The 24,867-nt window shown below is 41.0% G+C and carries 30 protein-coding genes and 1 other RNA gene; 6 read left to right on the top strand and 25 right to left on the bottom strand.

The window, feature by feature from the left end; translation table 11 throughout:
• Positions 1 to 4 precede the first annotated feature (4 nt).
• From MHI20_RS09685 to MHI20_RS09760, 16 genes are all read right to left on the bottom strand, one after another.
• Entirely contained in the window at positions 5 to 1,282 is a 1,278-nt protein-coding gene (locus MHI20_RS09685) for a cation:dicarboxylate symporter family transporter (protein WP_007500222.1), read from the bottom strand.
• A 271-nt stretch (positions 1,283 to 1,553) separates the two neighbouring features.
• Positions 1,554 to 1,700: a hypothetical protein gene (locus MHI20_RS09690; protein ID WP_251185065.1), complete on the bottom strand. Its 147-nt coding sequence runs from the start codon at positions 1,698 to 1,700 to the stop codon at positions 1,554 to 1,556.
• On the bottom strand, positions 1,697 to 4,132 hold the full coding sequence (locus MHI20_RS09695) for a heavy metal translocating P-type ATPase (RefSeq protein WP_340937810.1): 2,436 nt from the start codon (positions 4,130 to 4,132) through the stop codon (positions 1,697 to 1,699). Before MHI20_RS09695 ends, MHI20_RS09690 begins: the two co-directional genes overlap by 4 nt.
• Positions 4,133 to 4,216: 84 nt before the next feature.
• Positions 4,217 to 4,423 carry a copper chaperone CopZ gene (gene copZ / locus MHI20_RS09700; RefSeq protein WP_017368060.1) on the bottom strand — a complete coding sequence of 69 codons (207 nt, stop codon included), beginning with the start codon at positions 4,421 to 4,423 and terminating at the stop codon, positions 4,217 to 4,219.
• Positions 4,424 to 4,506: 83 nt separating this feature from the next.
• On the bottom strand, positions 4,507 to 4,812 hold the full coding sequence (locus MHI20_RS09705) for a metal-sensing transcriptional repressor (RefSeq protein WP_008347647.1): 306 nt from the start codon (positions 4,810 to 4,812) through the stop codon (positions 4,507 to 4,509).
• Positions 4,813 to 4,909: 97 nt separating this feature from the next.
• Complete coding sequence (locus MHI20_RS09710; protein ID WP_041507774.1) at positions 4,910 to 5,365, bottom strand: DUF6376 family protein; 456 nt, start codon at positions 5,363 to 5,365, stop codon at positions 4,910 to 4,912.
• Positions 5,366 to 5,620: 255 nt separating this feature from the next.
• Positions 5,621 to 7,219 carry a histidine kinase N-terminal 7TM domain-containing diguanylate cyclase gene (locus tag MHI20_RS09715; protein ID WP_058336929.1) on the bottom strand — a complete coding sequence of 533 codons (1,599 nt, stop codon included), beginning with the start codon at positions 7,217 to 7,219 and terminating at the stop codon, positions 5,621 to 5,623.
• 377 nt (positions 7,220 to 7,596) lie between these two features.
• A complete protein-coding gene (locus MHI20_RS09720) occupies positions 7,597 to 8,142 on the bottom strand; it encodes a hypothetical protein (RefSeq protein WP_024719826.1) in 546 nt (181 codons plus the stop codon).
• A gap of 11 nt (positions 8,143 to 8,153) precedes the next feature.
• Positions 8,154 to 8,651 (bottom strand): hypothetical protein, encoded by a 498-nt coding sequence (locus MHI20_RS09725; protein WP_256688717.1) that lies wholly within the window; start codon positions 8,649 to 8,651, stop codon positions 8,154 to 8,156.
• A gap of 400 nt (positions 8,652 to 9,051) precedes the next feature.
• Positions 9,052 to 9,415, bottom strand: a transfer-messenger RNA (tmRNA) gene (ssrA, locus tag MHI20_RS09730).
• A gap of 181 nt (positions 9,416 to 9,596) precedes the next feature.
• Positions 9,597 to 10,067: an SsrA-binding protein SmpB gene (gene smpB, locus MHI20_RS09735; RefSeq protein WP_008347658.1), complete on the bottom strand. Its 471-nt coding sequence runs from the start codon at positions 10,065 to 10,067 to the stop codon at positions 9,597 to 9,599.
• Between the two features lie 139 nt (positions 10,068 to 10,206).
• The gene (rnr, locus tag MHI20_RS09740; RefSeq protein ID WP_024719828.1) at positions 10,207 to 12,546 is read right to left on the bottom strand and encodes a ribonuclease R; all 2,340 of its coding nucleotides are present in this window, start codon (positions 12,544 to 12,546) and stop codon (positions 10,207 to 10,209) included.
• Between the two features lie 19 nt (positions 12,547 to 12,565).
• Positions 12,566 to 13,312, bottom strand: coding sequence for an alpha/beta hydrolase (locus MHI20_RS09745; protein ID WP_138826438.1), 747 nt, complete (start codon positions 13,310 to 13,312; stop codon positions 12,566 to 12,568).
• Between the two features lie 123 nt (positions 13,313 to 13,435).
• Positions 13,436 to 13,669: a preprotein translocase subunit SecG gene (secG, locus tag MHI20_RS09750; RefSeq protein WP_003212746.1), complete on the bottom strand. Its 234-nt coding sequence runs from the start codon at positions 13,667 to 13,669 to the stop codon at positions 13,436 to 13,438.
• Between the two features lie 186 nt (positions 13,670 to 13,855).
• Entirely contained in the window at positions 13,856 to 14,146 is a 291-nt protein-coding gene (locus MHI20_RS09755) for an AbrB/MazE/SpoVT family DNA-binding domain-containing protein (protein ID WP_008347666.1), read from the bottom strand.
• 37 nt (positions 14,147 to 14,183) lie between these two features.
• Positions 14,184 to 14,417 carry a helix-turn-helix domain-containing protein gene (locus MHI20_RS09760; RefSeq protein WP_008347669.1) on the bottom strand — a complete coding sequence of 78 codons (234 nt, stop codon included), beginning with the start codon at positions 14,415 to 14,417 and terminating at the stop codon, positions 14,184 to 14,186.
• 154 nt (positions 14,418 to 14,571) lie between these two features.
• Between MHI20_RS09760 and MHI20_RS09765 the strand changes: the two genes are divergently transcribed.
• The 3 genes from MHI20_RS09765 to MHI20_RS09775 all read left to right on the top strand — a co-directional run bounded on the left by MHI20_RS09765 (position 14,572) and on the right by MHI20_RS09775 (position 15,911).
• Complete coding sequence (locus tag MHI20_RS09765) at positions 14,572 to 14,976, top strand: helix-turn-helix domain-containing protein (RefSeq protein WP_007500204.1); 405 nt, start codon at positions 14,572 to 14,574, stop codon at positions 14,974 to 14,976.
• A 130-nt stretch (positions 14,977 to 15,106) separates the two neighbouring features.
• The gene (locus MHI20_RS09770; protein ID WP_285850869.1) at positions 15,107 to 15,508 is read left to right on the top strand and encodes a helix-turn-helix domain-containing protein; all 402 of its coding nucleotides are present in this window, start codon (positions 15,107 to 15,109) and stop codon (positions 15,506 to 15,508) included.
• Positions 15,509 to 15,590: 82 nt separating this feature from the next.
• On the top strand, positions 15,591 to 15,911 hold the full coding sequence (locus MHI20_RS09775) for a winged helix-turn-helix transcriptional regulator (protein WP_007500199.1): 321 nt from the start codon (positions 15,591 to 15,593) through the stop codon (positions 15,909 to 15,911).
• Between the two features lie 81 nt (positions 15,912 to 15,992).
• On the opposite strand, the gene MHI20_RS09780 is transcribed toward MHI20_RS09775, so the two are convergent.
• Genes MHI20_RS09780 through MHI20_RS09795 form a run of 4 tightly spaced genes read right to left on the bottom strand, consistent with a single transcriptional unit; the run spans position 15,993 to position 19,450 of the window.
• Positions 15,993 to 16,682, bottom strand: a complete 690-nt coding sequence (locus MHI20_RS09780; RefSeq protein ID WP_008347676.1) for an ABC transporter permease — start codon at positions 16,680 to 16,682, stop codon at positions 15,993 to 15,995.
• Between the two features lie 21 nt (positions 16,683 to 16,703).
• Complete coding sequence (locus tag MHI20_RS09785; RefSeq protein ID WP_340937841.1) at positions 16,704 to 17,621, bottom strand: osmoprotectant ABC transporter substrate-binding protein; 918 nt, start codon at positions 17,619 to 17,621, stop codon at positions 16,704 to 16,706.
• 13 nt (positions 17,622 to 17,634) lie between these two features.
• The gene (locus MHI20_RS09790) at positions 17,635 to 18,288 is read right to left on the bottom strand and encodes an ABC transporter permease (RefSeq protein WP_008347681.1); all 654 of its coding nucleotides are present in this window, start codon (positions 18,286 to 18,288) and stop codon (positions 17,635 to 17,637) included.
• Between the two features lie 13 nt (positions 18,289 to 18,301).
• Positions 18,302 to 19,450, bottom strand: coding sequence for a betaine/proline/choline family ABC transporter ATP-binding protein (locus MHI20_RS09795; RefSeq protein WP_135009680.1), 1,149 nt, complete (start codon positions 19,448 to 19,450; stop codon positions 18,302 to 18,304).
• A 269-nt stretch (positions 19,451 to 19,719) separates the two neighbouring features.
• On the opposite strand from MHI20_RS09795, the gene MHI20_RS09800 reads away from it, so the two are divergent.
• The gene (locus tag MHI20_RS09800) at positions 19,720 to 20,256 is read left to right on the top strand and encodes a GbsR/MarR family transcriptional regulator (RefSeq protein ID WP_017359221.1); all 537 of its coding nucleotides are present in this window, start codon (positions 19,720 to 19,722) and stop codon (positions 20,254 to 20,256) included.
• 54 nt (positions 20,257 to 20,310) lie between these two features.
• Here the strand turns inward: MHI20_RS09800 and MHI20_RS09805 are convergent, their stop codons facing one another.
• Positions 20,311 to 20,946 carry a MarC family protein gene (locus tag MHI20_RS09805; protein WP_045034071.1) on the bottom strand — a complete coding sequence of 212 codons (636 nt, stop codon included), beginning with the start codon at positions 20,944 to 20,946 and terminating at the stop codon, positions 20,311 to 20,313.
• 118 nt (positions 20,947 to 21,064) lie between these two features.
• Between MHI20_RS09805 and MHI20_RS09810 the strand changes: the two genes are divergently transcribed.
• Both MHI20_RS09810 and MHI20_RS09815 read left to right on the top strand, forming a co-directional pair.
• On the top strand, positions 21,065 to 21,529 hold the full coding sequence (locus MHI20_RS09810; RefSeq protein ID WP_159145119.1) for a hypothetical protein: 465 nt from the start codon (positions 21,065 to 21,067) through the stop codon (positions 21,527 to 21,529).
• 15 nt (positions 21,530 to 21,544) lie between these two features.
• Positions 21,545 to 22,009 (top strand): GNAT family N-acetyltransferase, encoded by a 465-nt coding sequence (locus MHI20_RS09815; RefSeq protein WP_017359218.1) that lies wholly within the window; start codon positions 21,545 to 21,547, stop codon positions 22,007 to 22,009.
• 20 nt (positions 22,010 to 22,029) lie between these two features.
• On the opposite strand, the gene MHI20_RS09820 is transcribed toward MHI20_RS09815, so the two are convergent.
• From MHI20_RS09820 to MHI20_RS09835, 4 genes are read right to left on the bottom strand one after another with little or no spacing between them, the layout of a single operon-like run.
• Entirely contained in the window at positions 22,030 to 22,311 is a 282-nt protein-coding gene (locus tag MHI20_RS09820; protein ID WP_008347692.1) for a hypothetical protein, read from the bottom strand.
• A complete protein-coding gene (locus MHI20_RS09825) occupies positions 22,312 to 22,677 on the bottom strand; it encodes a hypothetical protein (protein ID WP_159145120.1) in 366 nt (121 codons plus the stop codon).
• Complete coding sequence (locus tag MHI20_RS09830) at positions 22,674 to 24,071, bottom strand: hypothetical protein (protein WP_159145121.1); 1,398 nt, start codon at positions 24,069 to 24,071, stop codon at positions 22,674 to 22,676. The genes MHI20_RS09825 and MHI20_RS09830 overlap by 4 nt, the downstream gene beginning before the upstream one ends.
• Positions 24,043 to 24,810 carry an ABC transporter ATP-binding protein gene (locus MHI20_RS09835; RefSeq protein WP_340937859.1) on the bottom strand — a complete coding sequence of 256 codons (768 nt, stop codon included), beginning with the start codon at positions 24,808 to 24,810 and terminating at the stop codon, positions 24,043 to 24,045. The genes MHI20_RS09830 and MHI20_RS09835 overlap by 29 nt, the downstream gene beginning before the upstream one ends.
• Between the last annotated feature and the right edge of the window lie 57 nt (positions 24,811 to 24,867).

The following is a 24,867-nucleotide window of genomic DNA, read 5'->3' on the forward strand; positions in this document are numbered from 1 at the left end:
CCTTTTACGCTGCTTTTGTTTGTTGTTTTAATTCCTCAATATACTTCTTCGATTTCTCTTGATCAAACACTTTTTCCCACTTAGACATGACAATGGCTGCAAGTGAGTTACCAAATACGTTAACAGTTGTACGAACCATGTCAAGGATACGGTCGATCCCAACGATGAAGGCAAGTCCTTCAAGTGGAAGTCCCATTGCTCCAAGTGTTGTGATCACAACAACGATCGATGCACCTGGTACACCAGCCATTCCTTTTGATGTGAGCATTAAGATTAATAGTAACGTAATTTGCTCATAGATGGAAAGAGGCATGCCGTACATTTGTGCAACAAATATGGCGGCAATGGATTGATAGATGGCACTTCCATCTAAGTTAAAGGTATAGCCTGTTGGGATAACGAACGACGTGATCGCTTTCGGGCAGCCGAACTTCTCCATTTTGTCCATTAATCTAGGCAATACAGCTTCTGAACTTGCTGTTGAGAATGCAAGAATGATTTCTTCTTTTAACACTCTAAATAGTGTAAAGACGCTTGTTCCAGCTAATTTTGCGATAATGCCAAGTACGACAATAACGAAGAATGCCATTGTGCCGTAAACGACAAGTACCAGTTTACCTAGCGGGAGAAGCGCTCCGACCCCGAATTTGATCACCGTCACACTGATGAGCGCGAATACACCAAATGGTGCAAACTTCATCACTTTATTGGTCACCCAGAACATCGCTTCGAGGATGCCCTCAAAAAATCCTAACACTGGTTTTCCTTTGTCTCCAACTGCTGCAATTCCTAATCCGAATAACACTGTAAAGAAGATTGTTGGTAATAGATCACCTTCTGCAATGGATTGGAACACGTTTGTTGGCACAAGATGCACAATCGTTTCAGAGAAACTAGCTTTTTCGGCAGAAGACTTAGATGTCTCTTCATATTTAGAGATATCGCCTTTCTCCATGTTACTCATGTCAATTCCTGTACCAGGATGGAAAACGTTTGCTGCAAGCAGTCCAACTGCTAATGCAATCGTTGTCACAATTTCGAAGTAAAGAATCGTTTTCCCACCGAGTCTTCCGATGGTTTTCATATCGCCTACACCTGCAACGGCTACAATCAATGCAGCAATAACAATTGGAAGAACGATCATTTTAATTAAGTGGATGAATATATCGCCAATCGGCGTTAACACATTAATAACGGTTTCATTTTGATAAAATAGTGCTCCTACGACAACACCCAAAACAAGTGCGATGAGTATTTGAGAAGCTAACCCTAACTTTTTCATACGTGGACCCCCTTTTTTTGATAACGCTTTCTTTGTTGCCTAATCGCATCTTAACGATGAACCTACAAAAAACGACAAAAAGGAACAAAAAGAAGTGAATTTTTTATGAAAAATCTTTTAAAAGGTGGGTTTTTCCACAAAATTGTTAAAAAAAGACTTCGCTTTTGGCGAAGTCTCAGGTTGTTGAGAAGAGCTAAAATGAACTTTATGTTAGCTCTTTGTGAAAGAAATCCATTGAAGTCTAGAAAGGGCGAGCACCGAAGCGCAGGACTTACACCGATGAAGTCTCATGTTGCATATGATCAGCTGGCGGCTCATGAAGAGGAGAAAGTTCGACATAAATCGCATAGCCTATCAGTACAAAGGCTACATAAATCACAGCACTCAACGTCCACACCCATTTGACATTCAGCTTCATTTTGCCACACCCTCTCTGACAGGTTTCAATCGCTGTAATCTTAGTGCGTTCAGCACAACCGATACAGAACTAAAGGCCATTGCCGCTCCTGCAAGCCATGGTGCCAGGAACCCAAATGCGGCGACTGGTATGCCAATACAATTGTAAGCAAGTGCCCAAAATAGATTCTGTTTAATGTTTCTCATCGTTTTTCTGCTAAATTCAAGTGCATCTGCAATGGCATGGAGATCTCCAGTCATGAGCGTAATATCTGCCGCTTCCATGGCAACATCTGTACCTGTTCCGACAGCCATCCCGATATTTGCTGTTGCAAGGGCAGGGGCATCATTGATGCCGTCTCCAACCATCGCCACTTTTTTTCCTTGTTTCTGAAGCGCTGCAATATGAGCCGCTTTTTCCTCTGGAAGAACTTCAGCAATGACATGATCTATGCCTGCCTCACTCGCAATCGCTTCTGCTGTGCGTTTGTTATCTCCTGTCATCATCACGACGTGAATCCCTTGCTCTTTGAGACGAGCGACCGCTTGAGAAGAAGACGATTTGATTGTATCAGCAACGGCGACAATACCTGCTGGCTCGCCGTCAATGGCAATGAGCATCGCCGTTTTTCCTTGTTCTTCAAGCTCAGTCACAACTGCTTCTAGTGCTTCGCAGCTGATATGATGTTTCTTTAGGAGCTTCCGTGTGCCAATCAAAAGCTCATGTCCTGCAGCTCTTGCTTCAATTCCATGACCAGGATCTGCTTGAAAAGCTTCTACCTCGACCGCTTGGAGACCCCGATTCTTCATGCCTTCTGTGATTGCTCTGGCAAGTGGATGCTCTGACTGCTGTTCTGCCGATCCTGCTAACTGAAGCAGCGTATCTTCTGTCCAATTGGCAGACGCGATCACATCTGTAAGACTCGGCTCCCCTTTTGTCACAGTCCCTGTTTTATCTAGCACTACTGTATCTAGTGATTGGGTTACCTCTAAGTGTTCTCCGCCTTTAAACAGAATACCTGATTCAGCTGCCCGGCCGCTGCCTGCCATAATAGAGGTCGGTGTAGCAAGGCCAAGCGCACAAGGACATGCGATGACGATGACTGCTATAAAGGTTTCAAGGGCTGCTGTCACATTTCCTGGATCAACAAAGATATACCAAATCAGAAAAGTGAGCACAGCCAATCCTACAACAATGGGGACAAATATCCCTGAAATTTGATCTGCCATTCTTTGAATTGGTGCTTTTGAGCCTTGCGCTTGTTCGACAACTCGAATGATTTGTGAAAGAGCCGTTTCTTTTCCTACTTTTGTTGCTTTCACTTTCACAAATCCATTTTTATTGATGGTTGCCCCGATGACTGTATCTCCTATGGCTTTATCAACTGGCAGACTTTCTCCTGTAATCATCGATTCGTCGATCGCTGTTGTTCCTTCGATGATTTCTCCGTCTACCGGGACTTTTTCACCCGGCTTGACGAACACAAGATCATTCGCTTTCACTTCAGAAATAGGAACGGTCATTTCTTTCCCATCTCGCTCTATCACAGCTTCTTTCGCTTGTAAGCCCATCAGTTTTTGAATCGCTTCTGATGATCTCCCTTTCGCTCTTGCTTCCATTAACTTTCCGAGCACAATCAACGTAATCAGCACAGCGCTCGTTTCATAATAGAGGGCCGCTTCATGTGTGCCTTGAACCGCTGACTGAATACTTTCATATAAACTATAGAAAAAAGCAGCCGATGTCCCTAGTGCCACAAGGACATCCATATTGGCACTTTTATTTTTCAACGCTTTATAAGCACCTACATAAAAAGGCCAGCCGACAATGAACTGGACGGGCGCTGCTAATGCGAGCTGAACCCATGGATTCATAAACGCTTCTGGCAGCCAAATAAACGATGTGAAAGAAAAATGACTGACCATTGCCCAAAGAAGAGGCATTGACAAAATCATCGAGAACAAAAAGCGTGCCGTTTGTTTCTCAATCGCTACTTGGCGATGGTCTTTTTTCCCTTCCTCTGCATGCTCTTCGGCTGGTTCAATTAATGAATACCCAATGGATTTCACAGCCTCTTTTATGTCACTTGGAGATACTTTCCCTGGATGATATGTCACCTGAAGTGACTCAAGCGCAAAGTTCACTGATCCTTGATCAATACCATCCATCCGGTTGACTTTTTTCTCAATTCGGTTTGCACAAGCCGCACATGTCATTCCCTCTATATCAAATTCGGCTTGCTCCATCACCACATCATAGCCAAGAGATTGAATTTTTTGTTTTAGATCCTCTGTTGTGAGTTGTTCTGTTTCATACACAATGTGGGATGTTTCAAGCGCAAAGTTCACACTGGCGTCGTCCACACCTTCCAACCTGTTCAAGCCCTTTTCAATGCGGCCTGCACAGGCGGCGCAAGTCATTCCCGTAATTTGAAAATCAATTTCTTTTTTCATTTATCTCACCTCTCCACATACTCCATGGGGGTATTGTTATTTTTAAAAAAATACGTGCTGTCTTATGCAGCACGTATGCTCATTTTATACGACATCATATCCCTGTTCTTCAATGACATCAGAGATCTGGTGTAACGTGATTTGATCTGGGTGAAAGGAAACCTCCACCTGACCCTTATCTAAATGGACTTTCACAGATTCAACACCTGCTAATTCTCCTACATTTCCTTCGACTGCTTTCACACAATGTCCGCAAGACATGCCTTGCACTTGTAGTGTTGCTTGTTCCACTTCTCATCGCCTCCATCAATCATTTTCTATTTTTACTATACCCTAGTAGGGTATCATTGTAAACATAAATGATCCGCTTTTTGCTACGATTTTGTCAGCTTCGTGAAGACATTCATTAACTCCTCAATGGCTTCATCCCCATTACCGCTCTTAATGGCATCCGCTACGCAGTGATGTGTATGCTTTTCCATTAATTGAAGACTCACTTTTTTTAATGCTGCATTGACAGCAGAAATTTGATTCACGACATCTATGCAGTAACGATCGTTTTCAATCATTTGCTGAATCCCTCGCACTTGACCTTCCACTCGTTTTAAGCGATTGATTAATTGCTCTTTTTCCTTCTCAGCTCTAGGCGAAGCGATATGTCTTTCTTCTTGTTCTGTCATCTGATCACCTTTTTTCTATCATACTTGTGTTACATTCAATTAAAGCATATCTTCACCTGAAAAGGCAAAGATATGCTGTGATCACCGTTTGCTTATCCTAGTTTGTTAGTTGTTCAATATCTTGCAAAAGGCTGACCGATTGCTGAAGCTGCTTCATGAGCCCTTGTTGATCCTCTAAAATAGCTGCAGCATTGAAGTTGTCCATTTTCAATTGCTGTAAATAGGTTTGAATCTCCTCTGACAGCACTTTATTTTTCTCTATGATTTGTGCATGCAGGTCTTCTGCTATTGATGGGGCTGTGAGGTCATTAAATTCTTGAATGTCTGCTTTCAATGATTCAAGTTGCTGCGTCAAATCTGCTCTTTTGGCAGCATCTTGTACAGCTTCTTCCGCAAGCTGTGGAAAATCCTCTGTGAATTGCTGAATATCTGTCACATACTCATTTGCCTCTGTGACATATGTCGTTGTATCGTTCACTTGGTCTAACAGTCCTGAACATCCACTTAACAAAAACGTACCGGTAAATAGAAACGCCATCACATATTGTTTCAAGATCCATCATCCTTTCATCTGCTATGTTGAAACCCCTCATTTGTCCAGCTTCCAACCACACAGATGCAAAAAGACCTTAAAAAAAGCCAGACCTTTGCCTCATGTGTGATAGGCAAAGGTCTGGCTAACATGTTCATGCCGGAATGGCCGAGAAACAACGGATGTTTCTGTAATGACGACCAAACCGTAAAAGCTACTCCCCTTTAGGAAACCGTTCAAATGTTATGTTTATCATATCTAAATGAAGGACAACAGTCAATGAGAAGCAGGCGGAAGATCCTGCTTTTGGTATAGCATATAGTCCGAACCAGTTGATGCATAAATCCGATTACGTCCTTGGCGTTTTGACATATACAAGGCTTGATCTGCCTCAAATAGAAGCGTTTCTAATATAGAGGGATCATTCGCTGTATGGGCGACGCCAAAGCTTGCTGTCACTCTTACTTTTTTCTCATCTGTCTGAAAGAAACTCACTTCAAATGAATGTCTCATCTGTTCCGCAATATGACATGCCTCTTCAAATGAATGATGCGGCAGACAAATGGCGAACTCTTCTCCACCATATCGGCCAAATAAATCATCCATCTTCAAATGCTGCTGACAAATGGAAACAACATGACGCAACGCCTCGTCTCCAATATGATGTCCATGCGTATCATTGATTTGTTTAAAGAAATCAATATCAAATAGCAATATCGCAGTATCCTGCGCATCCTCTTCCAATAACATCTGCGTTCGTTCAATAAAGGAAGACCGATTGAAGATATTCGTCAAACCATCAATATATGCTCGGCGCTCCAGCTCTTCCTGCAATAGTCGCTGCTCCGTAACATCGCTGATCACAATTTGCCTGCCCTCGACTTCGCCTCTTCTATTAAAAAGAGAAGAAGCAGTGAGATGATAATAGAAGGGCTGCTCTTTTTCCCACATTAAATCATACTGTGAATGATCCTGCGGAGAACGTAGCCACTGTATAAACGCTGGCTCTTTGATGATCCCTGAGAATATATCATCGATTTTATAGCCGATTCCCTTTTTAGCGAGCACAGGAATGATCAATGCAGCCGCAGGGTTATAATCAATCAGTGTTCGGTATCGATCCAATAGAAGAACACCTTCTGACATATGTTCAAACACACGCTCCATCGCAATGGGAGAGAGCTTAAAGAGATGAAAAGACATAATCGCCCATAAGTAGAGTGCGTTGGTTAAAAACATCACCACTGGTACTGGGTCAATGTGAAAAGGCGTGACACCTAATAAATAGATAAAAGAGGTCGTGATCGGCAATAATATTCCAACGAGCAAGATCAGCACCTGTTTCAAGTATTCTTTCTTCACACGTAAAAACCAAAGCAGCATAAAAATAGCGAGCATAGAACAGCCAAATGTATAGACCCCATGAATGATATACCAATAACCAATGGTAAAATCAGCTAATAAAAACCCGTCTACTGTATTCATCGTGATGCTTCGGTAAAAGAGTGAATGAAAAGAGTTGGTGAACACCAGAATGGTGGTTAAAATTGGAATCAACAAGAAGAGAAGCACGCGGCGCTTTGTTACATATTGATGGAAACCAGTAAACTGCAGCACAATCATCAGGCTGAACGGTGCAATAAACGGAAGACCTATGTATTGAAAACTAACCCAAAATGTAATTTCTTGAGGGGTGCGCGCCAATAATTCAAATGTATGTCCAAAAATATAAATCGCAGTTGCTCCAGACATATACATAAACAATTGACAGCCAATATACCGATGGCGATTTGCATGAGCAATGATTGATAATATTACGGACAGAATGCCAGAAACACTCATGATCACAATAAAATGTAAAACAATCGAATCCATGTAAACGCCCCAATTTCAGTTATTAAGAACTAGTCTAATCTTACTATATATGAGGACGTCTCAAATGGGAAGATGTGATTTTGATTTGGTTGGCGGTTTTTTGGAAAGTTTCGAATGTTTTCTGTTTACGAGGCCTTATCCTTTTCACTATTTTTTATGCTTCACTTGGAGAAGCATATTGTGATAGGAGAAATATCAATGTCTAATCGTTTTCATAAGTTTCATCTATTAGGACAAATCGATTTATAGCGCTTTCTCAATAGATTCTAGATTAAAGGTATCTTCACTAAAAAACTATAAAAAAACACAGCAGCATAACCGCTGTGTTCTGCATCAATAGCTATTGGGTTGATTGCATTCATGCTAGTAACTCATTTTTATTGTTTTAGTTGTTTTTCATCTACAAGACGATCGACTTCGTTGTCTGCATTTTCAATTTCAGCATGTACTTCATCAATCGTGTTCACTACCTCTTGCATGAGTTTGAGTTCGGGATCATATTCAGACAGCATTTCATCTGTATTATCAACAATGAATTGATATTCCTTTCCGGCACGGAGTGTGTGCTTATGAGCCGTCTTAAATGTTGCTGGAACGGCTTCTTTTTTCTGTGCTTTATTGATTATTTTTTGCGCTCTTGCAATAGATTTATCAACTTTTGACATCCATACTTTATCCCCCGCCACGGAATTTCTTAAAAGGTCTTCATAAACGATGATTTCATCTTCAAGGGCATCCATATGTGCGTCATACCAATCAACATAGGCTTCTTGCTCGGCTTTTGTTTCTTTTGGTTTTGACGCAGCATTCGCTTCTTTACGACTTAATTCTGATGTTGTTTCTGTTTTACCACACGCTGCTGTTAGCGCTAATACGAATACTAAAAGGATTGTTGCAATGATCGACTTTTTGTTTGTTTTCAAGGTCTGTTTCCTCATTTCTTATCGTTTTTTGAATCGCTTGCTACTTTTTCAACTTCGTCGTCTGCTTTCTTCGTTTCTTCAAGGGCTTTATCAAGTCTGTGCTCAATCACATTGAGTCCATCTACCGTATTTTCATCGATTGTCTTAATCGTTTTAGGTGTTTCATCAATTAAGTATTGATACCCTTCGCTTGCTTTGACCAAATGCTCATGTGCTTTTTTGTAAGCAGCAGGTGCGTTCTTTTTCGCTTTTACGTCATCGACAACTTTTTGCAGAACATCTAGTGATTTTTTAACGTTTTTAGCCCATTGGTCGTCGGTAGGGTCAGCCTCCATCATACGCTTTGCGTATGTAAGCATAGCATCTTCAAGATCGCTTCGATTTGATTCGTACCAATCAGCGTATTCTTTTTCTGAGGCTTTTGTGTCACCGCATGCTGCACCAAATGCTAAAAGCATGACTGACATCATAATTACTGCCAATATCGATTTTTTATTTCCTGATTTCATAAGTACTTATCCTCCTAGTTTACTTTCAACATTTTTGTTGAGATTTTTCCAAATACCGAGTTTGTTCGCAATTTTCTGCTTTTACATTGAACAATTTGTTCTATCTTCTTCATTTAATTAAATAAATTTTCGTAAGAATATAGTAATGGTTAAATATCCCTACATTTCATCATCGGCTAAATGAAGATGTTTGTTTAGAAATTAATTCAATTTTTATAACATAAAAATACTATATTGGAAGATATCCTATGTTTTTTAAACAAACAACTATTATTAAATAAAAACATAAAAAAAGACGCTATTCATAGCGTCTTTTTTTTTTGAGTAATTAGATTTTCATGATACCAGACCCGCACCAAGAGCTTTTAAAACCCTTGATACGACTGCATTCTAAAAGTTTTGATGGAGACGGTGGGAGTCGAACCCACGTCCAGAGACATCGATTACTTAAGCGTCTACGAGCGTAGTCAACATATTTACGTGTTCACTCATCCTCATGCCTGCTGACGGGCGCTTGGAGAGCTAGTCTGATGGATCTCTTCTTACGTCCTCAGACGAAAACGTAAGCGTAGCCTACTTTATTGGGCTCCTCACAGACACATAGGCGATGTCAGGAAGAGCTCGCTGCGCTTATTAGGCAGCTAGTGCTAAGTTTTGGTTAAAACTTTTAGTTTTGCCAGTTACATTTAGGTGCGTGTTAACGAGATCGCCTCTCGGCTCGCAGCCTAAGCTCGAACCATCCCTGTCGAATCCGTAACGTCCCCTTGTAAAAGGGATATACGGGATGGAAACGTTCTTTCGCTTAACTGCTTCCGTATATGACTATTATAACAATCTCATCGCTCGAAACAACTGGTGGTTTCTGTAAAAAGACGACGATGATTGTTTACTGCATAACATATTGTAGCATAATGCTTCCGCTCTCAGCAAGCCATCTGCATGCGTCTAGAATTGCTTTTGCCGGTCACGGAAAGCACGCTCGATTTCACGTTTCGCATCTTTTTTCTTCAGATCTTCACGTTTATCATATTTTTTCTTCCCTTTACCGACTCCAATTAGCACTTTGGCAAAGCCATTTTTCAAATAGAGTTTAATGGGAACAAGTGAGTAGCCCTCTTCCTTTGTCGCACCAATCAATTTACTGATTTGTTTGCGGTGAAGTAGCAGCTTTCTCGTTCTGAGCGGATCATGGTTATAACGGTTCCCCTGCTCGTATGGGCTTACGTGCATATTGTGAAGAAACACTTCTCCCCGTTCGATTTTGGCAAAGGAATCTTTTAAATTCACTTTTCCTGCTCGAATGGATTTGATTTCAGTTCCTTGTAATACAAGGCCGGCTTCGTATGTTTCTTCTATAAAATAATCATGATTGGCTTTTTTGTTTTGGGAAACAACCTTTCCCTCTCCCTTTGGCATTGGCGTACACCCTCCTTTTGACACAGACACGGTCCAAATCGTACGGATTATTTTATCAAACAATCCAGCTTTCGACAATGCTGATGCCACGTGGTCAAAAAGCAAATAGAGCATGGTGCCCTATTTGCTTTTTGTCACGTTACTTTTTCTTTTTGCGCTTTTGTTTCGGTGCGTTATCAAAAACGCGTTTTTTCTTTTTCTTCTTTTTACGACCTGTGAACCAGTCGCCGCCTTTATCCTCTTTGCCTTTTTCCCCAGAGGCCTTTTGACCTCCGCGTCCTTTTTTGGCTGGTGGATCTGTCCGTTTTTTGAACTTGAAGTCTTTTGGTGATTTACGGCGAGTGCCTTTCATCCCGACGATTTCAAAATCAATGGAATGCTCATCTTTATTCACACTCACCACTTTGACAGTAATTTCGTCACCGATGCGATATACATTCCCTGTCCGCTCACCGATCATGGCAAAGTGCTGTTCATCAAAACGATAGTAATCGTCTGTCATGTAGCTCACATGAACAAGGCCTTCTATCGTATTCGGCAGTTCAACGAATAGTCCGAAATTCGTGACGGAACTAATCATACCATCAAACTCTTCACCGATTTTATCAAGCATATACTCTGCCTTTTTCAGGTCATCTGTTTCGCGCTCAGCATCAACAGAGCGGCGCTCCATTGTAGATGCATGATCTGCGATTTCTGGCAACAATTGACCCCATTTTTCAAGGGTCGCTTCGTCTGTCTTTTTCTCTATTAAATAGGTTCTGATCAGCCTATGCACGATTAAATCCGGGTAACGGCGGATCGGCGACGTGAAGTGTGTATAGAATTCGGTAGATAATCCAAAATGGCCAATGCTTTCTGGATCATACTTCGCCTGTTTCATAGAGCGAAGCATCACAGTTTGAATGACGACTTCTTCTGGTTGATCTCTGACAGCATCGAGGACACTTTGAAGTGCGCGCGGGTGAATGTTCGTTGACGTTCCTTTCACAATGTAACCAAACGTCGTCACGAACTCTAAAAAGCGCTGAAGCTTCTCAGGATTTGGTTCTTCGTGAATTCGGTAAATGAACGGAACATTCATCCAGTGGAAATGCTCGGCAACTGTTTCGTTTGCCACCAACATGAATTCTTCAATTAATTTTTCGGCAACTGAACGCTCACGAATGACTACGTCTTTCGCTGCGCCTTCATCATCTACAAGCACTTTTGCTTCCTTGAAGTCAAAGTCGACTGCTCCGCGCTCCATTCGCTTGTCACGCAGAATTTCTGCAAGCTTCTCCATCTCTTGGAACATTGGTACTAACGGCTCGTATTTGTCTAAAAGCTCTTCATCTTGGTCAACTAAAATCTTATTCACATCGGAATAGGTCATTCTTTCCGTCGTTTTGATCACACTTTGGAAAATTTCGTGTTTGACGACTTTCCCACTTCGATCAATGATCATTTCACAAGAGAGTGTGAGACGATCAACCTTCGGATTCAATGAGCAAATGCCATTTGACAGGCGATGAGGAATCATTGGAATAACGCGGTCGACAAGATACACACTCGTTCCGCGCTCATAGGCTTCCTGATCAATCGGCGAATTCTCTGTAACATAATGAGAAACGTCTGCAATGTGCACGCCGAGCTTATATTTGCCATCATCGAGCTTTTGCACGGTTACGGCATCATCTAAGTCTTTTGCATCTGCACCGTCAATCGTCACAATCGTTTCATTGCGCAGATCACGTCTACCTTCAAGGTCCTTTTCATCAATCGTTTCAGGTGTGTCTACTGCCTGCTGGAGCGCTTCTTCCGGAAACTCACCTGGCAGCCCGTGTTTATGAATAATCGACAAAATATCGATGCCAGGGTCATTTTTGTGACCAAGGATTTCAGTCACTTCACCTTCTGCGCTCATTCTACCTTCTGGATAGCTTGTCAGCGTGACAACGACTTTATGACCTTCAACCGCTCCGTTTTTAGCGGATTTCGGAATGAAGATATCGTTTGTGATTTTTTTATCATCAGGAATGACAAAACCAAAGCTTTTCGTTTCTGTATAGGTACCGACAACCGTCTGAGTATTACGCTCCAGAATACGGATGACCGTTCCTTCTTTTTTGGTGCCATTTGATTTGTGGCTGACACGAACCATGACGGTGTCGCCATTCATTGCTGTGCCTAGCTCATTTGGCGGAATGAAAATATCATCCTGTCCAAACTCTTCTGGTGTCACAAATGCAAATCCTTTTGCATGCGCAGACAGCTTCCCTTTTACCAAGTTCATTTTTTCCGGTACACCATAGCGGTCGCTGCGGGTACGGACGATCAGTCCCTGATCCTCTAATATCACAAGTGCTTTGACGAGCTCTTTATAATCATCTGGATTGGTAATTTCCATCATGACTTCTAATTCCTGTACCGTTAATGGTTTGTACGCCTCTTCTTGCATAAACGCAAGTAATTCATCCATAAATTCTTCTTTTTGCACACTCTAACCCCCTATATATTTAAATTGACCAATCGAGTGATTCTAAGAATGCATATACATCCTGATGAACCTTCTCCCGCTCTTTATCAAGCGTGATAACATGGCCCGATTCTTCATACCACTTTAAATGTTTTTCATCTGTCTCTACTTCGTTATAAATAATGTTGGCACTGTCTGTATTAATCATATGATCATGACGTGCCTGAACAACAAAAGTAGGTGAATAAATCATGTCAACATTGTTTCTGACATCTGCAATGAGTTCTTGAAGAGCCTTGAGTGTACCCATTGGTGTTTTCTTGAACTCTTCCATCTCTTGCTCAATTTGACCCTCTGACTTACCCTCGAATTTTTTATAGTTACGGGCATAATCTAGTACACCCTGGTACATGACTTCTTCACTTTTTATGTACATAGGTGCACACATAGGTACAATTCCCTTTACAGGTACAGTGTAACCTAATTTCAATGAAAAAACTCCTCCGAGGGATAGTCCGCAGACCGCAATTTCCTCATAACCTTCGTCTTTTAAAAATTGATAGCCTTCTTCTACATCTTTCCACCAATCTGTAGGACCTGTATGAACAAGCTCCTCTGGCGGTACACCGTGTCCTTTGTATTGAGGTGCATGGCATGTATAGCCTCTTTCATTCAAATAACGCCCAAGCATACGAACATCGGCTGTATTCCCAGTAAAACCGTGAAGAAGAAGCACCGCCTTTTCTCCACCTTTAAACGTAAATGGTTTTGGTGTAACAACTTTCATGATGTGACTTCCTTTCCTTCTGATATGGTTTATATTTTCCACTTGTATGTATGAAACAAACACAAAAGAGTGCTGATAATAAAAAAAGGTCTGAAAAAAGATCAGACCTTCTGTTACTCGCGCCTACACGCCTAAATATGCCAATGCAAGTGTTAAGATGAAGAAAAGCACTGACAAAATGACAGTTAATCGGTGAAGAATCAAGTCAAGACCTCTCGCTTTTTGCTTACCGAAAAGCTGCTCGGCTCCACCTGAAATAGCGCCTGACAGTCCTGCACTTTTACTTGATTGTAATAATACAACGATGATAAGTGCGATACTGACAATTACGAGTAATGTGATAACAAATGCGTGCATGAAAACACCTCCAGACAAACTGGTACACATAACTTTATTTTACATGAAAACAAGGTGCATGTCACGAAACATCAAAATAAAGATTTCCTATATATTGTCGACTTTATATGTCATTTTGATTCAATTTCGCTCCAATGGATTGTATGCAGCATTTTTATATGCAATTTTTGAGGTTAAAAAGCGTTTTTAGCGAGTTGCTTCTTCTTTTAAGAGCTGTTTTAATTCTACTAACAACCGTTCAGCTCCTTCAGGACTCAGCACGACGTTACCATTTCCATAGCTTTTGTTGTATTTCGTTATTTGGCCAGTTAATAAACAGCTCTTATCTGCATCATATTTTTTCAGCATAATGGTTTGATCTTCGATGAAAATTTCTAACAGCTGCTCTTCTTTTATATTGAGTACCTTTCGCATTTCTGAAGGCAGAACAATTCTGCCAAGCGAATCGATGTGTCTTACCATTCCAGTTCTTTTCAATGAAGCCGCCTCCTTAATGATCATACAATGATTTTATTCATTGACTTTTGTCAACATCTTCATAGTAAAATAAATCTTCAAATTTTTTATCAAAGTAATGAATCATTTTACCAATGACAAGCTGTCCTGGCTTACGGTGACCATTCAATACCCTGCTGAGTGTGGCAGGAGAGATGCCAATTTCATCTGCGAGCTGATTTAAAGACATATCGTTTTCGATCATATACTGCATCACAAAAGCCCGCCTGATCTGAATCTTTTCGACCATCATTACAACCTCCTATAGGATCAATATGTACAACATGTAGGATTCTCACATCTCTCGGATTCATTAACTTATGTCAACACTTTTACGCCCTTTCTATTTCCTTTGGTCAATGATCATACTAAAATAAGTCATATACTGAAATGTGAGGTTCGATGACATGAATCACTTTGGTGAACAATTACGCATTTTAAGAGAGAATAGAAAGATGTCTGTCAATCAACTCGCCATGTATTCAGGCGTAAGCGCTGCCGGTATTTCTCGGATTGAGAATGGAAAGCGTGGTGTGCCAAAGCCTTTAACCATAAAAAAATTAGCACGCGCTTTGAAGGTGCCTTATGAGGATTTAATGCTGCTTGCCGGTTATATTGAACAGGAAAAAGTGCATGAAATGAAACCGAAATATGAATCCATATTAAAAATCTATCAAACGGCGCTTCAAAAGGATGTAGAACATCTCCCTATTTTCGATGGAGACCAATGGGAAACACTCACCGCACAAGACATCAGCCAGCTGAATCAATACTTTCTCACGCTCATTAACCAAAAAAAGGCGAACAAATAGCGGGGCATAAACATAAGATACATCCACCATTAACTAATGTCAATATTTTCATGGTACACTTATTGCCAATAGTCAACAAATCGAGTACACTAGAGATAAATAATCTTTAACCATGTGAGGTTTTGAGTTGATGAACTTCGGTGCATATTTAAGAGCATTACGTGAGAAAAGGAAACTATCGGTGAACCAATTAGCGATGTATTCAGAGGTCAGCGCTGCTGGTATTTCTCGGATTGAAAACGGGAAACGCGGCATTCCGAAACCTCCTACAATTAAAAAACTAGCAAGTGCATTAAAAATACCTTATGAGGACATGATGCAGGCTGCAGGGTATATTGAAGAAGCATCTTCTGCCTATGTCATAAAGGAAGAAGAAACGGCTTTTACCCAAATAAAAGAAGCAGCAGAGCAATATGAACTTGATGATCTTGAAATATTTAATGGGGACATATGGTCCACCCTTTCTAAACATGAAATAGAGGATTTAAACCGCTATTTGTTATTTCTACTAAACAGCCGTTCGTCATCGTAAAATGTTTTGATCATTGACAAGCTTTTTGCGCCGATTTTTGACAGAATTACGGTATAATGGGTTCAGATTGGAGTGAAGAAAGATGAATCAATCTGATATGTGCCCACGGTTTGAAAAAGCAGTTGAGTTATTAAGTAAACGCTGGGTAGCACTGATTGTTTTTCAGCTTCTCTCAGGTTCGCAGCGCTTTAGTGAAATCGAAGCAGCTCTGACCAATTTAAGCGGAAGGGTTTTATCTGAGAGATTAAAAGAGCTGGAAGCAGCAGGCATTGTAAAACGGGAGGTTTTTGCTGAAACACCCGTGCGTATTGAGTATTCATTAACTGATATGGGGCGCTCACTTGCACCCGTTTTTGAGGAAATTGCGAAGTGGTCCTCTGAATGGATCACACTTGAATCATAAATGTCTCCTGATGTGAGCCGCCTAATCATGATAAAAAAACCTCCCCTACAGATGTAGAGGAGGTTTTGTCTTTTCAAGCATTTATGCGGACGTCATGTTTTTTTCAGCTAACGCCTTGCTTTCTTTTTTCTTGTTGGTTGGGCTTAAATAGCGTTCAAGCCAGCCCATGACAAGGTCGGCAATAATGGCCATGAGCGCAGTTGGAATAGCACCTGCTAAAATAATGGCTGTTCCGTTTGTCGCGTTTGATCCTCTGATGATAATATCACCAAGTCCTCCAGCACCAACAAATGTCCCAATCGCTGTAATACCGATTGCGATCACAAGTGCGGTTCTTAAACCAGCCATAATGACAGATAAAGCAAGCGGTAATTCAACCATTCTCAGCACTTGCCATTTCGTCATGCCCATCGCTTTCCCCGATTCTAAATAGGCATGCTCAATGCTGACAATACCTGTGTACGTGTTACGGATAATCGGCAGAAGCGAATATAAAAAGAGTGATAAGATGACTGTATTTGCACCAAGTCCTAATACAAGCATCAACACAGAAAGCATCGCTAACGCTGGAATGGTTTGAATGACATTGGTTATCGCGAACACCCAATTGCTCAGTTTGCGGTAATGCGCCACAAAGATGCCGACTGGTATTCCGACAATTGCCGCAAACAATACCCCATACGCTGACATGAGGAAATGCCGGTAAAATTCTTCTAACACATATGAACCGTTCTGTTGATAATACGCCCATAATTGCTGTAGTGTGTCCATCAGCTCTGACACCTCCCAATCTTACTCAAAGTAATTGTGTTTCTTTAGAAAATCTCTCGCAACAGTCGCTGGTTCTTTTAGTTCTCCATCGACTTGATAATTGAGCTCTTGCATTTGTTCGGTATCGATTTTTCCAATCAACCTGTTGATCACCTTGTCCAGTCCTGGATTTTCTTTTAATAATTTCTCAGGGACAACTGGTGATGCATCGTATGGTGGGAAGAATCGTTTATCATCTTTTAAGATTTTGAGATTATACGCTTTGATCCGGCCATCTGTTGAATAGGCAAGCACAATATCCATTTTTTCATTTTTCAATGCGTCATAGACTAGACCGATCTGCATCGGAAAAGTGCTTCCAAATTCAATTCCGTATGTTTTCACAAATCCTTCGTAACCGTCACCTTTCTTTTTCAGCCAAATATTATCCACACCGAAGCGATAATTTTTGGCATTCTTTTTTAAATCAGAGACTGTTTCTAGGTTGTTTTCCTTCGCCATCTTCTGCGTCACAGCAAAGGCATACGTATTATCAAACCCATAGGAATCAAACCATTTGTAATCATAGCGTTTTTTGAATTCTTTCTGGACGATTTCCATTGCACGCTTTGGATCTTTTTCTGCATCCATTCCTAGCGTACTTGTTAAATCCGTGCCTGTATATCGTGTTGCTGAAATGTCGACATCCCCGTTTTCCATTGCTTTTTGCTGGACCGTATTTGAGCCTAAATTCTTCACAATGGTTGTCTTTTTATCTGTGTAATGCTCAATGATGTCTCCCACCATATAGGCCATAATTTCTGATTCTGTAAAGTTTTGCGCACCGATTCGCAGCGTGCTCCCTGAAGAGCCGGCTAGTCCAGGAAGTGAACAGCCACTTATGAATAGCAAGCATCCGGCAAGCAGTGCACTGATCCATTTTGTTTTTCGATTCTTCACATGAGCCAACTCCTTATGAAACTTCCTTCAATCCTTTTAAGCCTTCTGGTGTTACTTTTTTCTCAAGCTTCATCAATGTAAGGTCAATGATGACCGCTAAAATAGTGACAGGGATTGCACCCGCAATAATGTATTCCGGCTGGTAAAGCTGAAGCCCAATTAAAATGTAGTCACCAAGACCGCCTCCACCGATAAAAGCAGCAAGTGTTGTCCACCCAATTAAATAAATCGTTGAGGTTCTGACACCTGCCATAATGACCGGAACAGCAAGCGGCAGTTCCACAAGACGAATTTGTTCCCATGTCGTCATGCCAATTCCTTTTCCAGATTCAAGCAAGTTTTTGTTCACACCTTGAACACCGGCATACGTATTTCTTAAAATAGGCAAAACGGAATAGAAAAATAGCGCAACGATCGCAGGTATTTTTCCAACTCCCAAAATAGGAATAAAAAATGCAAGAATCGCTAAACTAGGGAGTGTTTGAAAGATATTCACGACGCCGATGACAAAACCGGCGCCTCTTTTCATTCGTGTAAGAATGACGCCTAAAGGAACGGCCACGATAATGCCTAACACAACGGCAATTAAAGAAATGTATAAATGCTCCCACATTTTTGTGAGGAGTTCCCCACCATTTTTCTCAAGAAAATCGATGATTTGATCCATGTGTACACCTCCCTTAGTTCATTTCAGTGACAGCCTCCGGGGTATCTTCTCCCCAAATAGAGTCATATACGACATCTACAAGACTTGCACGTGTGACGATGCCTTTTAAGTGCCCTTTTGCATCGACAACCGGTACATATTTAATGCCGCGTATTAAGATCTTTCGGACAGTATCTCTAAGAAGTGCACCTTCTTGTACTGTATAAAATTCTGTATTTAAAATATCGCCAACGAAGGCTGCTTTTCTGCGGTTTGCATCGATGGTTTCAATGTCGATATAGCCTTTCAGCACATGATTTTCATCAACGACAAGCAGGGAATCAACCCGCTTTTCTCTCATAATAAAGATGGCATCTGTCAATGTTTTTTCGACGGTAATTGTGACTGGGGACGTGTTCATCATTTGTTCCACACGTTCCATATTCGGGTTTGACTGAAGTAGACGTTCTTTCCCGATGAATTCTTCTACGAATTCGTTCGCAGGATTACGTAAAATATCATCAGGCGTGCCCACTTGGACAATCTCTCCATCTTTTAAAATGACAATGCGGTCTGCAAGTTTAATCGCTTCATCCATGTCATGTGTGACGAAAACGATTGTTTTATTTAACGTTTTTTGCAGTTTCTTAAATTCTTCCTGCAATGAATCTCTTGTAATTGGGTCAAGTGCTCCAAATGGTTCATCCATCAGGATTAAAGGGGGTTCTGCTGCGAGTGCGCGAAGAACGCCGATACGCTGCTGCTGTCCTCCACTGAGTTCATGAGGGTAACGCTCTAAGTATTCCGGCCCCATGTCGACGAGTTTGAGCAATTCACGCGCTCGTTCTTTTCGTTTTTCTTCTGGCCACTTCAGCAGCTTCGGCACAAGGGAAATGTTTTGTGCGATGGTCATATGAGGGAAAAGTCCAATTTGCTGAATCACATAACCAATTTCTCTTCTTAATTGGACTGGATCTTTTTTCATAATGTTTTCTCCCTCGATGAATATGTTTCCTGAGGAAGGTTCAATCAGTCGGTTAATCATCTTCATGGTTGTCGTTTTACCACAGCCACTCGGTCCAATAAAACAAATAAATTCTCCTTTTGCTATTTCTAAATCAATATTTTTGACAGCTTTTTTTCCGCCTTTATACGTCTTAGATACATTCTCTAGTTTCAGCAAATGAGACACCTCCAATTAGTCGGATATATATTTTCAGAAAATTTACACCTTATTTATTATAGTGCAAACTTTATAAAATAAAAAGTTTACAATGTGTTTGTATTGCATAAGATTTATTTAAAATTTTCAGTTAACGGCCTGATATGTAGCGATCCCTCCTTTTTCCTCCAACTTACGAGCAAATACTCAATATTTATTGTTTTCATCAACAAACAGGTATATGATATATTGTGTTACAAATTGTCAGTCGTGAAGGGATGAAGCGGGGAATGGACAAGCAAGCGTTAGGCGCCATTCAAAAAGCACAGGATCATTATATTGAAAAAGCTGCCGAGAACATGAATGCCTTTGGTCTTTCTGCCACAGTGGGTAGAGTGCTTGGTATCATTCATATGAACCGTAAACCAATGACGCTCGGTGAGCTCTCAGAGGCGACCGGCATGAGCAAAACAAGAATGAGTCAAGTCGTTCGAGAAATGCTTGATTTGAATATTGCTGAAAAGGTTTATGAAAAAGGAATACGCAAAGATTTATATGACGTTGAGCAAGATCAATATCAAACCTTTATTTCACTGTTTGCAGCCAATTGGTCACGTGTTGTCAGCAAAAATCGCAAGGCACATAAGAAGACATGCAAGGAATTGCTGGAGCTGCTTGAACAAGATGACCTGCCAGAAGAAACAGTAGATAAAATCAATCTTCTTCTTTCAGAAATCAAGGAAAGTCTCGATTATTATGACTGGATTAGCCGTTTAATTGAGTTCTTTGAAAGTGAAGAAGTATTTCAACATGTGCCAAAACCTTAAAAAAGCTGTTTTATTTTACAATTTTGTAGAAAAAAACAGCTTTTTTATATACACTTATGACATCAGCATTGGGAACATCCCTTTGATCCCTGCGCCAATCATCTCAACTGCCACAACAGCTAGAATCAATCCCATTAATCGTGTCACGACATTCATCTCTGTTTTCCCCATTTTTCGCATAATGAAACTCGAATAATGAAATGCATAATAGGTCATGGCAAGTACGACCACAATGCCAATAAGAATCGCAAGCAGATGAAGCGTTACTTGGTGGCTTCCTGGGGTTAAGCTCATGACGGTCGCAATTGTACCAGGTCCGGCAATGATCGGAATGGCGAGTGGGGTCACCGAAACATCAGCCTTCTCTTTGCTCTCTGCCTTTTCATCCGAATGAGGGTTTTGAACATGTGATTCTTTTGCATTTAGCAAATTGTAAGCGATACCAAAAATAAAAATACCTCCGGCGATACGGAGTGCATGGATATCAATGCCAAACAATTTGAAAATGAGCCTGCCTGCCAAAAGAAAGGCAATCAAAATTATAAAAGACACAACAATCGCTTTTTTGGCCGTCTGGGATCGTTCTTTTTCTGAGTAGCCTTCTGTTAAAGTGATGAAAAGAGGCACGTTTCCAATGGGGTTTGAGACAGCAAATAGTGACACAATGACATGAATCATAAAGGAAATCAACAGACACCCTCCTTTTTTCATAGTGTCTGCTAATCTGATGCGAATATTCCCTTGTTCTGTTAAAACCTGGTTTGTTTTAACCGATGATAATAGAGGTTTAACGAAAGGGGAATAGAACATGAAAAAAAACATCACGATCATTGTCTTGTCTGTGATCATCCTAGGTGCAACTGGCTGGATTGTGTGGCAGCAGCAGTCGCTCACCGCATCAGAGAATAAACACCAACAAGAAATACGAAAGAATGATGAGCAGTTGACACAATTAAAGTCAGAAGGAACGGATATGAAAGATGAAATAGATGGTCAAAAAAAGGAATTGTCCACCGTCACAAACAAGCTGAAGAAAGAAAAGAAGGCGCATCAAAAAGAAATCAAACAGCGTAAAGCACTTGAATTGAAAATAGACCAGCTTCAAAAAGAACTGGCATCAGCGAAAGCAACGGCTCAAGCGAATAAGCAGGCAGCACAAACGACTAGGAAAGCAACTGTCAAAAAGGACCCAAATGTCACCCATCATCCTCCTTCTCAATGGGTGCAGGATCAATATGATTGGGGTGTTAAACAAGGGTATATCAAAGAATAGAGAGGATGAAATGATTTGATACAGATTCGGCCATTGTCTCATGATCAATCTGTTCCTATGGACCTTTTACTATTAGCTGACCCTTCAACTGAAAAAGTCCTTGCCTATGTACAATCTGGTTCTTGTTATGTGGCTTTTCATAAACAGGACATGATTGGTGTGTATGTTCTGACGCCTCTGTCTCAGCAGACAGTGGAAATCATGAATGTCGCCGTGAAGGAGTCATGGCAAGGTAGAGGAATTGGGAAGCAGCTGATCCGCCATGCTATTTCAGAAGCCAAGGCAGCTGGCTTTCATACAATTGAAATTGGCACAGGCAACTCTAGTATTCAGCAGCTCGCCCTTTATCAAAAATGCGGTTTTCGTATGGCGTCTATCGATCACGATTTCTTTCTGAAGCACTATGATGAACCGATTTATGAGAACGGTATTCAGTGTATGGATATGGTGCGGTTGTCACTCGTTCTTCAAGCAGACTGACTTCATTCAGCCTGCTTTTTTTATGTTCTGCTCTTTTTCACTGCATGAATCACATATTGAATCAAGAAGTAGAGAGCGGCACCCGCTAAAAAACAGACCACGCACCCAAAGAGCGTTGCCTCTGAGCTGAATTGATACTGTTCAATTTTCATGATATAAAATGGCATACCAAATAAAGTTGGACTTGATTCAACATGATGAACCTCTAGCAGCATTAAAAATACTGGCGTCATAAACACAGCAAACACATAAAGCATCGCAAGCGTTAAGCCGCTAGAAAACGAATGAAATACTTTAACCATTTAGTTCTCTCCTTTCATCTCTTTTAAACTGGCGATGACATTTTTCCCGTCTGGGCAAGCTGGATGCAGCATCACTGTATTTAATAAAGAAAAAAGCAGCAATGGATGCGTCAATGGATGCCCCCACATGAAGAAAAGCACACCCGAGCAGATCACTGGAAACACAGGACCAGCAAGTGCCACCATCACATTAAAACCCGGCCGTGAAAATTTCTCATGGACAATCGACACGTGCTTCCAATCGATCATCACCACATAATCAAAGATGGGTTTTTTTTCGATTTTGTTGCACACCATCACCATCAGGATATGACCGAGTTCATGAATGAGCACAACTGCTATTAAGCAAAATAAAAGCGTCATCATCGCACAATCGGCCTCTTTAGCATGGCAGCATATATGAAGATGAAGAATGCGGCTGAACAAGCCATATAGGCAGTTGAGAGCAGCTGGATATTTGCTGAAAGCCACTGGACTAAAAGCATATCCAACATACTGAACACAGCAATCATCATCACGATCACAAACAGTTTATTAAATTCACTAATCTTCACGACAAACCCGACACATGCCGCCATGACAGTGATCAATAAAATGGACAAACTCGCCAAACCGTGCCCTTCACTTTCGACCCCTATCATGAAATAAGCAAGCCCGATATAGACAAAATAAATCAATATATTCATTGTGTAATAAAATAAAATTCTTGATAATAAATAGGCACCCTTTGATGTATTTAACATAAAAATGGCTCGCTGATGGAGATGATATTCCCTGCCAATCATCAGAGGAAGCATAATAAGGATCTCCTTTAAGGCAAACTGCACAATAAAAGCATACAGCCAGCCAGTCTCTGCCGGAGTAAAGATCAATGGGAGACCTATCGTGAAACAGACAAGAAACAGGAACAAAATACCTTGTTCTTTAAACACAGCTGATCGGCTAAAATAAACAAGCTCCTGCCGCAGATGTGTGAAAAATGAAGAATCCGATCTGATTTTTTGGTAAGAAAACGACTTCACCTCTACCTTTAGCTGCAAAAACATCCGATTGACATAACAAGCCGCCAAGCCCTTCAGCCAAAACCACCCTGCACATAGAAAGATCATCAGAAATACAAGATAGATAGACGGCCATACGTGAATCATCTCAACCGCTTTTTGAAAAAGGAGAAACACGAAAGCACCAAGCGTCACAAATCCGAGCGTTTGTAGCAGTAAATGCTCTTTTGTTTTTGATATAAAATGGCTCACACCAATGCGTATCAGCATCCAAGAAGCAAGCGTACAGAGCGCCAATCCACAGCAAGTGATCCCTACCACAATGATCCAATACAAAGATAGTGTAACGCCGCTAATGATCAGCCCTAATAGGATGGGTAAAAAAAGCAGACCAAGCATGATGAAACAAAACAGCACCGGAAAGAAATACACACAAAGGACAAATGAGACACTTTGCATCGCACTATTCAAAAAGAAGAACTGATACTCTTGACGCTTCATTTTATGACGGGAAAAGACAATACCTGCTCCCAAAAGTAGCAGGGTCATTTTTACAAATTGAAGGTATAAAGCAACTGGTTCGCTCTCCCCTACTTGCATAAAAAAACGCAGGCTCATGACAACGTATATGGAGTAAATCAACAAGAAAAAAACGGCTACTGAAAGAAGCTGTAAAGGATATTTTTTGCCGATCTGCTTGATTTTCGTTGTGAGCATGCCCCATTCTATTTTATGAAGAACGTGTCGTGTCCAAGTCATTGAGCAACCTCTCCACATGCATATAGTAATCTTGATTCACTTCTTTATAAATATCCTCAAGTGCTTGATGAGGGAATGTTTTGTTTGTTTCTTGACGTGACATATCCAGCTTGATATCACCGTTTCTTAAGATCATGAGGTGATCATACAATGTCTCACCAAAGCCCAAATGATGGGTAGAAATGAGAATGCCTGCACCTTGATCTCTCAGCTTCATGAGCACCTTTTTTAAGATGATCATCATATCTGGATCAAGTCCATTTGTAGGCTCGTCGAATACATAATAATCACAAGGCCTGAGGAGCTGTGAAATGATTTGTGTTTTCTTTTGATTGCCATGAGACAACTGGGCAATTGGCTGATCCATATAAGGTTTCAGCTCAAAAAGATCGACGAAGGCCTCTTCTCGAGGTCCATTTCGTTTGTCTGGAAGCTGGAGTAAATGGAAATATTCTCTCGGCGTTAAATAATCAAACAAAGCATGATCATCAGGAATATAGGAAACATGTTCTTTCAAAAAGGAGATATGTGCTGAGGATTGAAAATTCAGCTGTTTACCATGCAAAGAGACAAAACCCGTAAATGGTGTCAGGCCAAACATAGACTGAATCATCGTGGTTTTTCCCGCACCATTATGCCCCAAAAGCAGAAGCATACGTCCTTTCTCCACATTTAACTGAATATCGCGGAGAGAAAAGGTGCGGCTATACGTTTTTTCTGTTAAGTGTAATGTCAGCATCATGTCCCTCCATTTATTTCAGATAGAACAGATGACCCCGCATCTGTTCTCACCATC

Origin of the sequence: Bacillus sp. FSL K6-1106 (genome assembly GCF_038005245.1) — a bacterium.
Lineage (GTDB): Bacteria > Bacillota > Bacilli > Bacillales > Bacillaceae > Bacillus > Bacillus altitudinis.